Below are 15,053 nucleotides of genomic sequence, written 5' to 3' on the forward strand. Positions count from 1 at the left end.
TCACCACACTGCGTGAGCGTCCGACAAATTCGGCACGCGGTACAAAACCGATCACACGCGAATCAGCACTGTGATCGCGATTATCTCCCAGCATTAAATATTGATCTGCAGGTACGACAACGGGCCCGAAGGTGCTGAATGTACTTGTTTGCGGATTGGTGCGGACAATGTGGGCTTTTCCGGGTAAGTGCTCGAGCAGGTCGCCGTTTGCAGCGGCAGTGTAGTCAACTGCTGCGCCGTTGATATAAAGGCGGTTGTCGCGCATGGCTACTGTATCGCCGGGAACGCCAATAACACGTTTGACCAAACGTTTATCGGCGGCTTTGGAATCAAAAACGGCTATATCGCCGCGCGCCGGATCGGCGATTTTGTAGAGCGAAATATGGGTAAATGGGATGCGCAGATCGTAGGCCATTTTATTCAGGCCGATACGGTCGCCCTCAATCAGAGTGGGTTTCATCGAGCCGGACGGAACATCATTCCAATCGGCAATCGCGCTGCGAAAGCAAAACATCAATACTAAAAATAACAACAGTGACCGATTATCTCGCCAGAGGGTTTTCAGTGAGGTCAGCATGGGATTTAGTCCTTCAAAATGTTCATGTAGTTGATCAATCGTCGGGGATAGACAAAAATAGTCCAAGCTCTATTGACCAGTATTTTGTCGCCGGGTTCGCCCCGGGTTACTTTTTATAAGAAGTTATTTTATGTCCGTGTTCCGTCATTTGGTCGGTGTTGTCACCACCTTGTTGTTTGTCCTGCTCACCAGCATAGTCATTGTGCCTATTCTGGTGTTGGCCTTGTTTAAAATATCCATCCCCTTTGTTCGTTGGCAGGCGCTGTGTAATCGCTGGCTTGATAGGGTTGCGAGCCTGTGGATGGATGCCAATGCCCGCCATCAGGAGTTATTGTTGCCAACACAATTAACCATTGATGGGTTGGATGATTTAAGCCGTCAGGAATGGTACATGCTGGTGGCAAACCATCAATCCTGGGTAGACATTTTGCTGCTATTGCGTATCTTTAACCGCCGCATTCCCTACCTTAAATTCTTTTTGAAGCAATCTTTGATCTGGGTGCCTTTGCTTGGATTGGCATGGTGGGCGCTGGAGTTCCCGTTTATGCGCCGCCATACCAAGGCGCAGATTGCGCGCGCCCCGTCCCTGCAGGGCAAGGATATCGAGCAAACCCGCAAGGCCTGTGAAAAATTCCGCCACAATCCGGTGACTATCATCAACTTCCTCGAAGGCACGCGTTTTACCGCAGCGAAGTATGCCCAGCAGAAGTCTACTTACCGACACCTTCTGATGCCCAAGGCCGGTGGCCTGGCCTTTACTCTGGCGGCAATGGATGGCCAGTTGCATCGCTTATTGGATATCACTATTTATTATCCAGAAGGGATTCCGACTTACTGGGATTACGCATGTGGGCGCGTAAAACGTATTCAGGTACATATCCGTCAGTTGCCTATCCCAGCCGAGTTAATTGGCAATTACGCTGAAGATGCTGAATTTCGTGCACGCTTCCAGCAGTGGGTCAATCAACTGTGGCGTGATAAGGACGATCTGATCGAGACGATGCACTCCGCATCAAAAAATTAAGCTAGGAAAGTCCTAGGAAAGTCACTAGGGTTGACGTTATCCTAGCTGCGGAGCTTTTTCGCGCAGCGCGGTTTGCGATGGGCAAGAAGTGAATCCGTACATCGACAGGAGGGCCGCATGTTCTACTCGCTGAGTGATCTTTTTGCCAAATTAGGCCTACCTAACTCTCCCGACGCGATAGATGCTTTTATTGAAAAGCATCGCCCGCTACCGCAGGCCGAACCGCTGGCTGGTGCCTCTTTCTGGACTGCCGAACAGGCGTCATTCCTGCGTGAGGCGCGTCAGAATTATTCTGATTGGGCCGAGGTGGTTGACGAGTTGAACTGCTTGTTACGCGACTGAATTTTCCCCGCTTTTATCACAACGACCGGCTAACGCGCCGGTCGTTTTCATTTGGCAGTGCGCATTTCTATGTTATGGTTCGGTTCCTAATTTGAAGTAACAGGACTTAATTATGCATAAATTGACACTTGTAATTGCGCTTGTCGCTACCTCGGCAGCGTCCTCCGCCATCGCCCAGGATGCAAAAAAACCGTGGGATGTAGAGGTTGATGTAGGTGCAATTGCCACCTCAGGCAACACAGAAACCACCAGCCTGCAGTTCAAAATAGATGCAAAGCAAAATCTGGAAAAATGGGAAAACCAATACGTTTTCAATTCTCTTTTCAAAGAGGATGAAGTCACCCAGGACGACGACACTACCAGCAAAGAAAAAACGGCAGAAAAATATTTTGGCTCAGCTAAATTTGCTTATTTATTAGGCGTGGAAAAATCCTACCTGTTTGGCTTCGGTTCTTACACCGACGATAAGTTCGGCGCTTACCGCACATACACCACAGTCGCGTTAGGTTACGGTGATTGGCTTTACTCCAGCCCAACACTCAACTGGTTTGTGGAAGCGGGTCCTGGTTATTTTGAAGGTGAAAAAGTAATCAAAGGTGAGGATGAAACAACACCGGATACGATCAGTAATGAGAGTGGTGCTATCTTGCGTGCAGCCACTGCGCTTGAATGGAAAATCACCAGTAACTCGACCTTCAAACAATCCATCAGTGTGGAATCAGGTTCTGATAATACCCGTACCGTAAGCGAAACTTCGCTCTCGGCATCGATCAGTGAAAAGATGAAAATGAAAGTGGGATTTGCCGTGGCAAACGATACTGATGTTGCGCCTGGCAAAGAAAAAACGGATACCACTACGTTTGTGAATTTGGTTTATAGCTTTTAAGTGATATCGCTTTTAAATAGTACTAAATGGTAACAAGGCGCCTGCGGTAGTTTTATCGTTAGGCGCTTTGTAAGCGAGCGTTTATAATTCAGTTTTTGATGATGATCAGTTGATTACTTATGGCCGCTGCTCCTGAATTCTCCCGAGCTTTGCTTGCTCCTCGCCACTGGCCGACATGGTTCGGTTTTGGTGTGTGGTTTTTAATCGCCCAATTGCCTTACTCTTGGCAAATGTCTATGGCGCGTGTATTGACGCCGTTATTGAACTTAAATAAAAAGCGCGTTGCTATGGCGCGGACTAATTTGCAGCTGTGTTTTCCGCAGAAGTCTCCCGCAGAACTTGAGTTGTTGCTGAAAAAAAATATTGAATCTACCGCTATTGCCGCATTTGAAACCGGAATTGGTTTCTTCTGGGCCAAGTCGCGGCTGCGTAAATTATTCACGATCACTGGCGTTGAATATGTAGAGCAAGCGAAAGCTGAAGGGCAGGGTGCGATGCTATTGAGTTTGCATTTCACCACCTTGGATATCGGCAGTGCTATGTTGGGGATTCATGTCAATTACGATGGCATGTACACACCGCATAAAAATCCGGTATTTGATTATGTGCAAAAAGTGCGTCGCGAAGCCTACGCTCCCGGTGGTATTGCATTTAGTCGCGATAATGTCCGTGCGATGGTGTCGCAATTGCGCAAGGGGAGAATGATTTGGTATGCACCGGATCGTGATATGGGCGAAAAAATTTCTGTCTTTGTGCCTTTCTTTGGCGTACCTGCTGCAACAGTTACAGCAACTGCACAATTTGCACGCATGGGCCGCGCTAAAATTATTCCTTTCTCCCAGTATCGTCTTGAAAATGACAAAGGTTATCAAGTGGTCATACATCCGCCATTTGAAAATTACCCTACTGGCGACGAACTGGCGGACGCGCGGCGGATAAATGAATATTTCGAGCAAGAAATTTTAAAAGTTCCCGAGCAATATTTGTGGGCACAACCGCGCTTTAAATCTCGCCCCAACGGCGAACCTTCCGTTTATTAATTCTTACTGGGTTTTATTGTTTTCGGGTTTGTCTGAGTAGTGGACTTGCCCGTCTTCATCAGTCCAGCGATAAATTGTCGTCGCTGGTTTTGAATCTTCCGCCGTGCTTTTATTGTCCTGCGCGTTGCTAGTGTTTCTGGCTGCATTAATGTCTTGTACTTCGTAATTTCCCATTCCGTTTGCCGGCGTAGTCGTGTTGCTAAAAATAATTTCTGTTAGCTGATTTAATTTCGGGTTCATCATCAACTGTAATTTATTTGGTGAATTAAGCTGCTGTTGAAATTCAGGGTCACTAATGATCGCGATAACGCGTGGATCGTGCTTAATGGTCTGCGCGCGGTTCCATGCTTGCACCATTTTTTCTGCTGCCGCTTGCGAACCTTGCTCGTCGTTGATATCAGATTGCGCTAGCAAAGCCTGTATGCTTGGGTTGTCCATCAGCGCCTTAAATCCCGGGTCGCGTGTCAACGCGTGAGTATCGCCAGTAGTGAGAATGGATTGGATTTTTTCATCTGCCATTAATTCTGACATCTGGCCATCATTGGCTACTTGTTGCACATGGGTAAGCATTGTTTGCGGATCTTCTACAAATGCTTTGGTTATTTGCGTGGCAGTTTTATCTTCAAGTGCCAAATTAACGGCGGTAGCAGCTGCAGTGCCGACAAGTTTTTTTGCACTGGCTTCAATAAAAGAATCATTGTATTTGTCCAGATCGCGCACATGCGGAACGCCTGTTGCAGGTGTGCGAATGCTATCCGTGTCATCGAGACGGGTATTATCAATCGGCGAATCCTTGGCAATGTCTTGCCCTTGTTGCAGTGCCGGAGTTTTCGGTGTAACTACTAAACCAATTGCGTAGACGACTAATAAACCCACCAGTGCTCCCATTAATACACCTACGCCGGCACCGCCAATTTTGGAGCCGACCTGGGTTGCTTCAGTTTCAGGGATAAGTTTCGCCAGAAGATTGAGTAACAAGCTTACCAATACACTTACCAGCAAAAAAATCGAGCAGCCAGCAATGAAGTAAACAATTAATCCGTCTAGCGCTGTGTGTTGCATGAGTAGTTTTGCAACAGGTTTGGTAAATACAATTGCAGCAGGGTAAGCGACTATCCAGCCGAGTACGCGAGTGATGGAGCCAATAAATCCTTTTTGGTATCCCCGCCAGGTAAAAAAGGCGAGGAGGGCGAAAAACACTATGGTAGTAATGTGCATTGGTATTCCATCCGGTAATGTTTAGCGATTTTTAATGGTTACAGCTGCAGGCGTAAATTTTGTTGGATCTCTTTGGCAAAGCTCGCAGGCACGTCTGCATTACGCGCATACTTTTCCCACTGGCTGACAACATCCTGTGTTTGCTGGATGATTTTTTTTGCTTCTGTGTTGAAGTTACTGAGCAACCTTGCTGCATCGAGTAAGTCGGCACGCGTAAAGTTATCGCGCTTTCCATTCAAGCTTAGTTGATGAGAATTAACCCAGGGCGATCCCGGTTTATAGCTGTAGGCAACATCAAATGCCGGTGCGAGCTGCCATTGCATGCGTGGCCCCGGCAATATAAAACCAAAATTTTTGCTGTGGTCATCGTGATTTCGCGCAATGATGTTAAACACCATGCGGCGATAAAGTTCTACTGCTTCTGCTCGCGTTAAACGCAATTGCCGTGCGACAGAAAAAAGTTGTTCGTAACTGTAGTAGCCCGGCATTTTAAAATCGGCATGATCCATGGCGCAGAGTGACTGGTAATGCACCTTGTGGTTGCCGATGCGATCAAAGCGTTTGGTCAGGAAGTGCGCACGCTCACCATCGAATAATAATTCGCAGGGCGTCATGGCAATGCCTGCGTCTTTTGCCATCAAGTAATAGGCATATTCCATTCGCCCGAACCCTTGCGGATCACCAAATGTTTCTCGATTATTTCCATGCTCGACTATGCCATCAAACTTTAATAAGTAATGTTCAAATCCTTCTGGTGCTGCTATTTGGCCTGAGCGAATCTCGGTGCGATTTTGGTTTATTGCAACCAATGCTTTTGCGCGCGCACCTCCAGCAGATGTCCCCACTTGTAAAATTGCGGTGAGATCATCGTTGCCAGAGTGATGTAAATGACTGCTGACACCTGCGCGTTGGTCTAGCACCTGTTGCGCCACTCCGATGAGTGAATCCAACTCTAATTTGCTGCCCGGAGTTTGTGTTTGCCGCAACGCAGGTGCGTATTCCAATGCACCCATTCCGCGTTTGCCACTGTAAAGCAATCGTTCTAGCGGATTAAAACTCTGTGGGTCACGCCCATTGCGCGCTAACCACGCATTAATTACCGCATTCCCAAAGTCGTCGGGCAGCGTATCGGCAAAGCATGCGGGAAGGCCTTTGTAAGTATCGCGATTGAGCTGGGGAAAATGAAAAATGCGCGTGCCATTTTGTGTGGCGGGCATATGCAAGGGCGCAATTTGCACTCCCGTGTTGACCCATTCGGGCGTGTATTCAAAGGTTGCAATTGCGGTATCTGGTGCCCAAGCGAGTGCACCGACTAATTTATCCCACAACCAGACTTCTGCGAGGTTTTGCATTACCAATCCAACCCTGGCTCTTCTATACCGTCAGTGGTGCTTGCAAGCGCCGTTTTATAGGTTGTTGTTCTCGCTCGTTGGCGTTGTTTGCCGCGCAACTTCAGTTGTTCGAGCGGGCTGGGTGGTGCGGCCGGGAGAAAGTTGTCCAGCTGTTCCAATGCATTCAGGGCACGTAAGGCTGCGATCATATTTTCCAGTTTGCCGCCACCTGCGACCAATTGGCGGTAGCTTTTGGCGGTGATGCCAATTTCATCCGCCAGCATTTGCTGGGTCAGGTTGCGATCAAGTCGCAGCTGCTCAAGTCGGTTTCCGAGTTCAGCACCTATAGCCGTGTTGCTCATTGATTCATAGTTCATAATGGGTATTTAATTACCTTAAATATAGTAATTAACTAGATTATAGATAATTTTATACCTATTGCTACTGTTTTGCATTTTTGGGTTATTTTTTACCCTTTAATTGTTATTTTTATGTTTTAAGGGTTATTTTTTTACCTTATTTTATCGGTTTGTATTGAGTGCCAGCGTGAAAAACAAATCAGCGCAGTTATAGCGCCAATAAGTGCAAAAAACATATCTGATTGGGTATCCCAAGGGTCACCCTGTGTACCCAGAAACTCATCGGCGCCTTGTCCGAGTATAAGGGCTGCAGCCCATTCAATAAGTTCATAGGTGGCGCTAATCGCGAGAACAATGCAAAGGACAAGGAAGGCCAGCATCTTCATGCCCTTGATTATGTCGTGGCGAATCAATATTTCGCGCGCGACCAATGCTGGTACAAAGCCCTGAAAGAAGTGACCAAGTTTGTCGTAAGGGTTGCGCGATAACTCAAACCAATCTTGTACAACGAAACCTGCCGGTACGCGTGCATAGGTGTAGGCACCGCCCAGTATCAACACCAACCCATGCAGAAAAATGCACCAGTAAAGCAGGGTGGTGAGCGGAAATTTTTTATAGGTCGCCCAGAGAACGGGAATGGCAATTAGTACCGGTGTGACCTCCATTACCCAAGTGGCTCGGTCATAGGGTTGCCAGCCGGATGCTACCAAGGCGACGAACGTGGCCAGCAACATGAGCACTAATAACAACGGGTTGGTTTTGCTCATTGGGTGTCCCCCTTGGTTATTCCTGGGTGATATCGGCAAAACTGCCGCGCGCCAGATTTTTTAAGGTATCAGGTGCGAGTTCTACTTCCAGTCCGCGTCGGCCAGCGCTCACATAAATGGTGGGCTGTTGTTGTGCTGAAATATCGATAAACGTGCGCAGCGATTTTTTTTGCCCGAGCGGACTAACACCGCCGAGCACATAACCACTAATGCGCTCTACATCTTGTTTATCTGCCATGGCTGCTTTTTTTGCCCCTGCCGCTTTGGCGATATTTTTCATGCTGAGCATTGCCGAGACAGGAATTACACCAACCGCAAATTCTTTTGCATCCAACATAACCACAAGTGTTTTAAATACCCGCGCCGCATCTACGCCCAACTTTTCCGACGCTTCCAATCCATAAGATTCCGCCGTTGGATCATGTGCGTATTCATGCACGCGAAAACTGGCTTTGGCTTTTTCAAGGGCTTTGATGGCGGGTGTCATGATGGTTTAAATTTTTCTGTTGTATTTGGATAAATCAATCGGGGCTTTTTAACAGTAATTCATAATCCGACCAGGATGAAAATCCATTGAAAAGATAAAATGATTCTTTTGGATCGGCGGGGTTGTAATAAATGAAATGCCCATCGCTGTTGGTGATGTCATCACGCAGCGACGCAGCCGTTGTGCTGAGATGGGTGGTGAGTGAGTTATAGGGCGATTGGGTGCAAGAATACTGTTGGCCATTCACTTCGAATGTGAGTTTGATGGCGAGTTTAAATTTGGGTGATTGCCCATCGACAGTTACTGTTTTTACTTCCACCGAGTCCAGTGTTGCCGGTGCAGTGGACCATGATCTTACGCCGGTGTTGCAATACTGAATTACCTTTTCTTCCCGTGAGATTGCACGACGAAAATGGTTTCTGATTTTAATCACGCGATAAATGATAAAAGCAGCGATAAAAAATAAAAATAAACCGATGTAAATATTCATGTCTGAGCGGATATTCCTGTTCTGATACGCCTGGTTTACGTATGTCTGCATTTGAGCTTGGGTGTTTGCCGATTGTACAGCTTGTCAAAGCAGAGGGCGACAGCTAATACCCTTATGGCAAGAATATTAGCGATCCGAAATCAGAGGGCAGAATATCAGGGTAGGAAAACTCTGGAATTATTTAATCCCGGCAAAATCCTTCACCTGTGTGGATAGTGAGGCAGTCCAATTTGTCTGCGAGCCACTTCATGCCGGTTTCCGCACCGTTGCTAGCCCGAATGGTTTCCGTTTCACCATTGCGCTGGAATTCAATTTGGTTGTGATTGCTGATTCCCTCGTAAGTTTTTGGTCCGTCCAAATCCTGGATGACAATTGTATATTTTCCATCCGTGCCGCTGATCTCAAGAAAAGTGCCTTCAGGTCCATTCCATTTACCTTGCCATGCATCCGTTGTTGCAGTCGCGGGAGCTGCTGCAATTGAGCTGGCTGCAACGGAGCTTAATCCGGTCGCATTAACTGTTACCGAGGTTGTTACATCACCTGTTGGTTCTGCCTTCTTATCATTGCATGCGGACAAGAGCAGGGCACCGGGAATAAGGATTGCCAAGCCAATAATTGTAGATTTCATATGGTTCATCCTCTAGAGATTAAGAATTCTGCGGAGCGATCAATAGTTTGTCATGGTAAAGGCTGTTGTGTTTAAGCCCTGTACGTTTGCGCACAGAGTTGCCTCTTGGGCAGGATTAACCTGCCTTGGTTAGATATAAAGGGTGATGCTAACCATTTTCATGAGGATAAAATACCAGGAGGTATTTATGCGTTTATCCACATGCAGTAGTTGTGGGCAGTTGGTGTATTTTGAAAACACTGCCTGCACTCGTTGCGGCGCAATTCTGGGTTTTAATTCCGATAATCTGCAGGTTCAATCCTTCACGCTTGCAGCGGATGGATTACTTGAACCTATTGATGCTGGTGATAAAAACAAATATCGCTATTGCGCGAATGGTTTAAATCACAGCGCGTGTAACTGGATAATTAATGCTAGTGAGCCGAATGAATTTTGCAAAGCTTGTCGTTTGAACCACACGATTCCTGATTTGAGTGTGGAAAGTAATCTTGCACTTTGGATGAAAATTGAAGCGGAAAAACGGCGGCTTATTTACAGCTTGCTAGTGCTGGATTTACCCCTCACCCAAAATGATCCTGCAGCACCGCAATTAGCATTTGATTTCCTTGCTGAATCAGCTCCGGTAGCCGATGAATCCCATCGTGTACTAACTGGTCACGATAACGGTTTGATCACGATTAATATTAATGAGGCTGATCCGGCGCAACGCGAAAAAATGCGTGTGAATATGTCGGAACAATATCGTACCTTGTTGGGGCACTTCCGCCATGAATCCGGCCACTATTATTGGGATGTGTTGGTGCGCAATACCGAGTGGTTGGAGCCAGTGAGAGAGCTATTTGGTGATGATACTCGTGATTATGGCGAAGCGCTGAACGCGCACTATCAAAATGGCCCAATAGCGGATTGGCAATTAAATTATGTCAGTGCCTATGCGAGTAGTCACCCGTGGGAAGATTGGGCAGAAACCTGGGCACACTACTTACATATTATCGATACACTGGAAACAGCGCATGAATTTGGTTTAACCATTGCACCGCAAGTCTCTAAGGAAAAAGAGCTACGCGCTGCGATTAAGATGAATCCCTATGACAGCAAAGATTTTACCAATGTAATCGAGCACTGGCTGCCGTTGACCTATGCGTTAAATAGTTTGAACCGCAGTGTAGGGCATGAGCATGCTTACCCATTTGTGTTGGCTGAGCCGGTGATTAAGAAATTAGACCTTGTGCATCGCATTGTGCATAAAAATCTATTTGCAGCAGAATGATAGATCAGGCTTTTGTTTTATTGGGTAATTGTTCGTAATCAAAAAATTTACGATGATCAATGCCAGCGCTCATCGAATCCACTTTGTTGGGATGTTTTAATTTTTGCCAGTTGTCTACTCTTTTTCCTATATTCAGGTGCGGAAACTCGCCCACGTTTGATGTGTTGAAACCCAAAAAGGATAAGAGTTCTTTTAAGCTTCCCTTACGGCTGATGTCGATTGTGAGTAGATCACTTCTACCGGAAAAATAGTCAAACACCTCTTGCTGGTGGTTTTCGTAACAATTTTCCAAATGAGTAGCCGAAAGTGGGTCGATAGTCGTTAAGGTCGCAAAGGCGGTATTAAAGCTGCGCTTGAGCACCGGGTTGAGATAACCAATCCTGGGTTTTAATTCAGGTAGCATTTTGGTGATCAGCATCTGTATCGAGGGAATCCATTTTTCCAAAGAGCGATCCAGATAGACAAATTTTGAACCGGGAAATAATTGGTCTAATTCTTTGTAATCGGTAAAACAGGGTGCATCGGAAATAACATCAGCTAGCTCGAATGCGCGTTTAGTGTAAGCAGTGTGAGCAACCTTAAATCCATAATCTAATAGCGCTACACTGATACTGGTGGTACCTGTGCGGGGCAATCCGATAATAAAAATTTTGCTCATTAGTTTATGTGATCCGCTTTGCTTGATTGTGTCGCTTTGGAATGGTGATCCACCAGAATGAGTTGATTGGTGGCAAATCCTAAAGACTTAGCTTGTTCAATGAGTTGTGCCAATAGTGCAGGTTCTATTTGAGGTGTTCGCGCTAAAATCCAAAAGTAATCCTTATCAGCGCCGCTCACAAGTGCATATTGGTAATTGGCCTTATCCAATTGAAATATGACGTAAGAGCTATAAAACGGGCCCCAGAAAGATACCTTTAAATGGCCGCTATCAGGCTCGCCCACAAAGTAAGCTTTGCCTTCGGCTGCATCCCAGGCTTTCTCATCCTGCGAGTACCCGAGGTTGATGACTTTTACACCGCCATCCTCGCGCAAACTGTATTCAGCGGTGACTTGGCTCAAACCGCGTTCAAAGCGATGGTCTAACCGCGCAATTTCATACCAGGTGCCGAGATAGCGATTCACCTCGAACCCTTGTACAGGTTTGATATTGTCCGGTGTGCCGGTGCAACTGGCTAGTAAAAACACCATGGATAATAAGAAATATTTCATTTCTGTGCTCCCTCTCAGGCATGAATCCGGTCATAGGTTGTAAATGTTGGATTTAATACAGTTTTCGCATGCTGAGGGGATTGTGTCGGTGCGCAATCCCACGGAGGTGAGGTTATCGAGGGTAATTGTGATGGGGAATCTGGCCGAGTTCAACGAATGAAATATTGCAGAAATATGTCTTCCGTTATCCCGGCCTTGAGTGGTATTGAAGATATTATTGTTTGTTCACTCCTAAAAAAGCGCACCTGATTCAGGAGGTTTTATTATAGATAAAAATAAAATTTGGTTAGAAGGCGTAACCTACACCGGCCATAAATACGACCGGATCAATAGTGACATCAACGCTTGCTGCTTTTGTACCATCCACAGAAATATCAGCAGTGGTTTCGATATCAATTTTCCATACCGCTGCATTCAAATACCAGTTTTCATTTAATTGCCAATCTGCACCGACTTGAAAAGCTACGCCAAAAGAATCGTCAAGGGAAATGTCGGTATCGCCATTCAGTGCACCGTCTAATGTTGCGCTGGTATTGCTATCAAAAAAGGTAGTGTAGTTAAGCCCGATACCAAAATAGGGTTGAAATGTATTGTTACTACTGAGAGGGTAATACTGTACTGACAAGGTTGGTGGTAAATGTTTGGTGCTGCCGATATCGACACCTTTTAATGCGCCGGTTCCAACAATGTCATGTTCAAATGGCAGTGCTGCCAGCAATTCAATACCAATGTGCGGTGTTGCAAACCAGGTGCCGGAAAATCCCAAGCCTGTTGCGCTATCGACATCGACTCCACCGCCTAAAACACTACCGCTACTTGCATCAGGTTCAATTTGTACCGCGCCTACGCGCACAAAAAATTCACCGGCTTCGTGAGCCTGAGTTGGTAATGCAACACAAAGACTACCTATTAAAACAGTTGCTGCTAATTGACGCATTTGCTCTTCCTCTTCTGTTAAAACACAGTGCCAGTGTTACGAAATTTCACAGTAGAGGAGTTGATATATATCAATGTGAGAGGATGAACGAAATATATAAAAATTAGTCGTGAATTGTTTGATGCATCTCAATATGAAGCGTGCAAATATGGTCTCACTCAATTGCCATAAAGTACATGTCGTCCCAAAAAGCACTGAACTCACCCTTGCCATCAATCGATTGAATAGCATCCACTGAAACACTACGTGAGTTGCGGGGCGCATCCAGAAAGGGGACAGACAGTTGCTGCCAGCCAGGAATTTTTTGCGGATCTACGTGGCGACTGTCGGTGCTGTGGCGGCCTCGACAGTTTTCTTCTTCGTACCAACTTACCCTCATGCGACCCCCTCCTGTTTGGCTGGATACCTCATCTACTTTAAAATTTGCGCCCATGGTGAAGCGTCGATGATTACCGATGTTTACACACTGCTCGAAAACACCGCTGCCGCTGGAACCAGTTGATGATTCCAGTGTTACACGTACGGCTCCTTTTTTTGTACTGCCTTCATTGGCATTCCACTCGCTGTAGTAATGTTTCCAATCTTCCAGGCTGCTATCGAAATTGCCATTGCGCAGCAAGTTGATATTGTGAGGGAGGGTGGGTTGATCACTAAGATGATCGCGTGCTTGATCAGGTTCTTCCAGTTGAGTGATTTGCAAATCGAGATTATCCCAATAACCAGCGGACAGAGTGTCTCTATCGCTCAACTCCAACTTTTCCATCACCCAATAATAAAATGCTTCCCAAAACATAAAATCTTTGCGAGATGAGTGCTGGTCTTGTGATATTTCGATTTCCACTGCCTTGGCATTTAACGCAGGTTCTACATCCGCAATAAATAATGATTGCCAGCCGGATTTAATCTTTGGCTCCAAAAACCAGCCAAACTGTGCGCTGCCAGAACAATCTACTTCATAGTGCCAGATTAAATTAGCTCTATGGCCATAGTTGCTGGCCGGTAATTCATCGCGATACAAAAAATCACCGCTGAATTGCAATTTGCGCGCTTCGCCTATGGGAATACATTGGCGGGCGTTGCGCGAATGAATATAACCATCCTGCGGTGCTTCCAGTGCGTGCATCAGTAGCGCAGATGTATTGTCGGAAAAATCCATCTCGTTTTCTTCCGGCGTTGTCGATACGCTCATGCCATATTCCAATTGCCATGCTTTATCACCTTGGGCAAAGTCTCCGTTATGAATAAGATTTTTCTTGAGCGATTGTGCGTTAATTGATGCACTGGTAACGAGCATGGAGACAAATACTATTTTTTGAAGCATGGATTGGCATCTCTCTATTTTTTAACGGGCTTTAATCCAATAAAACCAGCGGCAGAGCGTGTTTCAATATAATCGTGGTGATACATATCAAGGAAGACTTCGTGTTTGACGGCACCCTTATCGGTATCACAAATGACTTCGTAAATATCCATGATGCCTCCATATGGGCCGACATCGCTGCTGCCTAAGCGTTCATATGCAGACACCTGTTCATTGTTATCGCAGACCAAGCGCGACAAATAGTTTCGCTGTCCCTCCGGGCCGCCAACACGGACGGGGTTTTCACTTGAGCCGAGCGGAAACGTGCCCGCTTTTGATGAATCTACTTTTTGTGGCTTGCCGCCAAGTAATAGCAATACCTGTGATAGTTCTTCATCCGTCAGCTCGTCATCTGCAGATGCTGTTTCAGTTTTGGTTGGTTTGTTGGCGCAAGCTGTTAGTGATAGAAGTAGGGCAGTGATAAATAATTTTTTATACATATAAATGTTCCTGTGAGGGTTAAACCTCTCGTTCGGACTAATTTTTACCATTATTTGATCTGCTCAAGGTTGGTGCTACCAAATACTTACGACTTTGCCGACCAGACTCTCAGTTGACACGAATCCCCATTCACGGCTATCTAACGAGTTATCCCTGTTATCGCCCATTACAAAATAGTGATTGGATGATACGGTTCCGGAGAAGTTGCGGAGTGGGTTTTGCTCATTGCTATATTGCACAGTGTATGTAGTGCTGTTGAGAGTCTCACTAAAGTTAATGCCGTCTACTGTTAGGGTTTCAATGGGTTTTCCGTTAATGGTAAGTTGCTTGTCCGAAAACTGAATAACATCCCCCGGTATTCCAATGACTCGCTTGAGATAAGTTGTCTCCGGAGTGTGCGGTGGATGGAATGCAATAATCTCCCCGCGTTCGGGTTTTCTGCCATCTTCGCTTGCAGCATCGTTGAATATATATTTGTTAACAACAACCATATCACCAACATTGATCGTGGGGGACATGCTACCGGCGGGAACCGAATAAAAATCGTAGAGGAAATATCGGGTTACAAATAGGGGTACAAAAATAACGGCCAGGAGTGCATAAATAAGCCATAGGCGAGGGGAGCTTTTATTTGAATGGGGTTTATCGCTGGGCATAACTCTTTCTTCCTGAAATTGGTGTTTATCT

General features: G+C 46.1%; 19 protein-coding genes. 5 read left to right on the forward strand and 14 right to left on the reverse strand.

The genetic code is table 11. From position 1 onward, the window contains the following. Positions 1 to 577: signal peptidase I (lepB, locus tag AAGC78_RS04745; RefSeq protein ID WP_435782895.1), on the reverse strand; the 577-nt coding region annotated here is incomplete at its 3' end. Positions 578 to 707: 130 nt separating this feature from the next. On the opposite strand from lepB (AAGC78_RS04745), the gene AAGC78_RS04750 reads away from it, so the two are divergent. The 4 genes from AAGC78_RS04750 to lpxL all read left to right on the forward strand — a co-directional run bounded on the left by AAGC78_RS04750 (position 708) and on the right by lpxL (position 3,869). Beyond that, on the forward strand, positions 708 to 1,601 hold the full coding sequence (locus AAGC78_RS04750) for an acyltransferase (RefSeq protein ID WP_435782896.1): 894 nt from the start codon (positions 708 to 710) through the stop codon (positions 1,599 to 1,601). A gap of 117 nt (positions 1,602 to 1,718) precedes the next feature. Beyond that, positions 1,719 to 1,943: a DUF2789 domain-containing protein gene (locus tag AAGC78_RS04755; RefSeq protein WP_435782897.1), complete on the forward strand. Its 225-nt coding sequence runs from the start codon at positions 1,719 to 1,721 to the stop codon at positions 1,941 to 1,943. Positions 1,944 to 2,055: 112 nt separating this feature from the next. Next, a complete protein-coding gene (locus tag AAGC78_RS04760) occupies positions 2,056 to 2,829 on the forward strand; it encodes a DUF481 domain-containing protein (protein ID WP_435782898.1) in 774 nt (257 codons plus the stop codon). A gap of 119 nt (positions 2,830 to 2,948) precedes the next feature. Beyond that, positions 2,949 to 3,869: an LpxL/LpxP family Kdo(2)-lipid IV(A) lauroyl/palmitoleoyl acyltransferase gene (gene lpxL, locus AAGC78_RS04765; RefSeq protein ID WP_435782899.1), complete on the forward strand. Its 921-nt coding sequence runs from the start codon at positions 2,949 to 2,951 to the stop codon at positions 3,867 to 3,869. A 3-nt stretch (positions 3,870 to 3,872) separates the two neighbouring features. On the opposite strand, the gene AAGC78_RS04770 is transcribed toward lpxL, so the two are convergent. From AAGC78_RS04770 to AAGC78_RS04800, 7 genes are all read right to left on the reverse strand, one after another. Further along, the gene (locus AAGC78_RS04770; protein WP_435782900.1) at positions 3,873 to 5,087 is read right to left on the reverse strand and encodes a CvpA family protein; all 1,215 of its coding nucleotides are present in this window, start codon (positions 5,085 to 5,087) and stop codon (positions 3,873 to 3,875) included. A gap of 38 nt (positions 5,088 to 5,125) precedes the next feature. Continuing rightward, a complete protein-coding gene (locus tag AAGC78_RS04775; RefSeq protein ID WP_435782901.1) occupies positions 5,126 to 6,439 on the reverse strand; it encodes a type II toxin-antitoxin system HipA family toxin in 1,314 nt (437 codons plus the stop codon). Further along, complete coding sequence (locus AAGC78_RS04780) at positions 6,439 to 6,795, reverse strand: helix-turn-helix transcriptional regulator (protein ID WP_435782902.1); 357 nt, start codon at positions 6,793 to 6,795, stop codon at positions 6,439 to 6,441. Before AAGC78_RS04780 ends, AAGC78_RS04775 begins: the two co-directional genes overlap by 1 nt. 134 nt (positions 6,796 to 6,929) lie before the next feature. Further along, positions 6,930 to 7,544, reverse strand: a complete 615-nt coding sequence (locus tag AAGC78_RS04785) for a DUF2238 domain-containing protein (RefSeq protein WP_435782903.1) — start codon at positions 7,542 to 7,544, stop codon at positions 6,930 to 6,932. Between the two features lie 16 nt (positions 7,545 to 7,560). Next, entirely contained in the window at positions 7,561 to 8,031 is a 471-nt protein-coding gene (ybaK, locus tag AAGC78_RS04790) for a Cys-tRNA(Pro) deacylase (RefSeq protein ID WP_435782904.1), read from the reverse strand. Positions 8,032 to 8,065: 34 nt separating this feature from the next. Next, positions 8,066 to 8,521, reverse strand: a complete 456-nt coding sequence (locus tag AAGC78_RS04795; protein ID WP_435782905.1) for a DUF3592 domain-containing protein — start codon at positions 8,519 to 8,521, stop codon at positions 8,066 to 8,068. 181 nt (positions 8,522 to 8,702) lie between these two features. Continuing rightward, the gene (locus AAGC78_RS04800; RefSeq protein WP_435782906.1) at positions 8,703 to 9,149 is read right to left on the reverse strand and encodes a hypothetical protein; all 447 of its coding nucleotides are present in this window, start codon (positions 9,147 to 9,149) and stop codon (positions 8,703 to 8,705) included. Positions 9,150 to 9,336: 187 nt separating this feature from the next. Here AAGC78_RS04800 and AAGC78_RS04805 point away from each other — a divergent pair, with 187 nt between their 5' ends. Beyond that, the gene (locus AAGC78_RS04805) at positions 9,337 to 10,419 is read left to right on the forward strand and encodes a zinc-binding metallopeptidase family protein (protein WP_435782907.1); all 1,083 of its coding nucleotides are present in this window, start codon (positions 9,337 to 9,339) and stop codon (positions 10,417 to 10,419) included. Between the two features lie 4 nt (positions 10,420 to 10,423). Here the strand turns inward: AAGC78_RS04805 and AAGC78_RS04810 are convergent, their stop codons facing one another. The 6 genes from AAGC78_RS04810 to lepB (AAGC78_RS04835) all read right to left on the reverse strand — a co-directional run bounded on the left by AAGC78_RS04810 (position 10,424) and on the right by lepB (AAGC78_RS04835) (position 15,022). After that, positions 10,424 to 11,077 carry a sulfotransferase gene (locus tag AAGC78_RS04810; protein WP_435782908.1) on the reverse strand — a complete coding sequence of 218 codons (654 nt, stop codon included), beginning with the start codon at positions 11,075 to 11,077 and terminating at the stop codon, positions 10,424 to 10,426. After that, positions 11,077 to 11,628, reverse strand: coding sequence for a lipocalin family protein (locus AAGC78_RS04815; RefSeq protein ID WP_435782909.1), 552 nt, complete (start codon positions 11,626 to 11,628; stop codon positions 11,077 to 11,079). Before AAGC78_RS04815 ends, AAGC78_RS04810 begins: the two co-directional genes overlap by 1 nt. 286 nt (positions 11,629 to 11,914) lie before the next feature. Continuing rightward, positions 11,915 to 12,565, reverse strand: a complete 651-nt coding sequence (locus tag AAGC78_RS04820) for an OmpW/AlkL family protein (protein WP_435782910.1) — start codon at positions 12,563 to 12,565, stop codon at positions 11,915 to 11,917. A 154-nt stretch (positions 12,566 to 12,719) separates the two neighbouring features. Further along, positions 12,720 to 13,886, reverse strand: coding sequence for a hypothetical protein (locus tag AAGC78_RS04825; RefSeq protein WP_435782911.1), 1,167 nt, complete (start codon positions 13,884 to 13,886; stop codon positions 12,720 to 12,722). A gap of 14 nt (positions 13,887 to 13,900) precedes the next feature. Beyond that, entirely contained in the window at positions 13,901 to 14,365 is a 465-nt protein-coding gene (locus AAGC78_RS04830) for a hypothetical protein (protein WP_435782912.1), read from the reverse strand. 75 nt (positions 14,366 to 14,440) lie between these two features. Beyond that, the gene (gene lepB, locus AAGC78_RS04835) at positions 14,441 to 15,022 is read right to left on the reverse strand and encodes a signal peptidase I (protein WP_435782913.1); all 582 of its coding nucleotides are present in this window, start codon (positions 15,020 to 15,022) and stop codon (positions 14,441 to 14,443) included. Positions 15,023 to 15,053 lie beyond the last annotated feature (31 nt).

Source organism: Cellvibrio sp., from assembly GCF_039207905.1.
In the GTDB taxonomy this organism is placed as follows: domain Bacteria; phylum Pseudomonadota; class Gammaproteobacteria; order Pseudomonadales; family Cellvibrionaceae; genus Cellvibrio.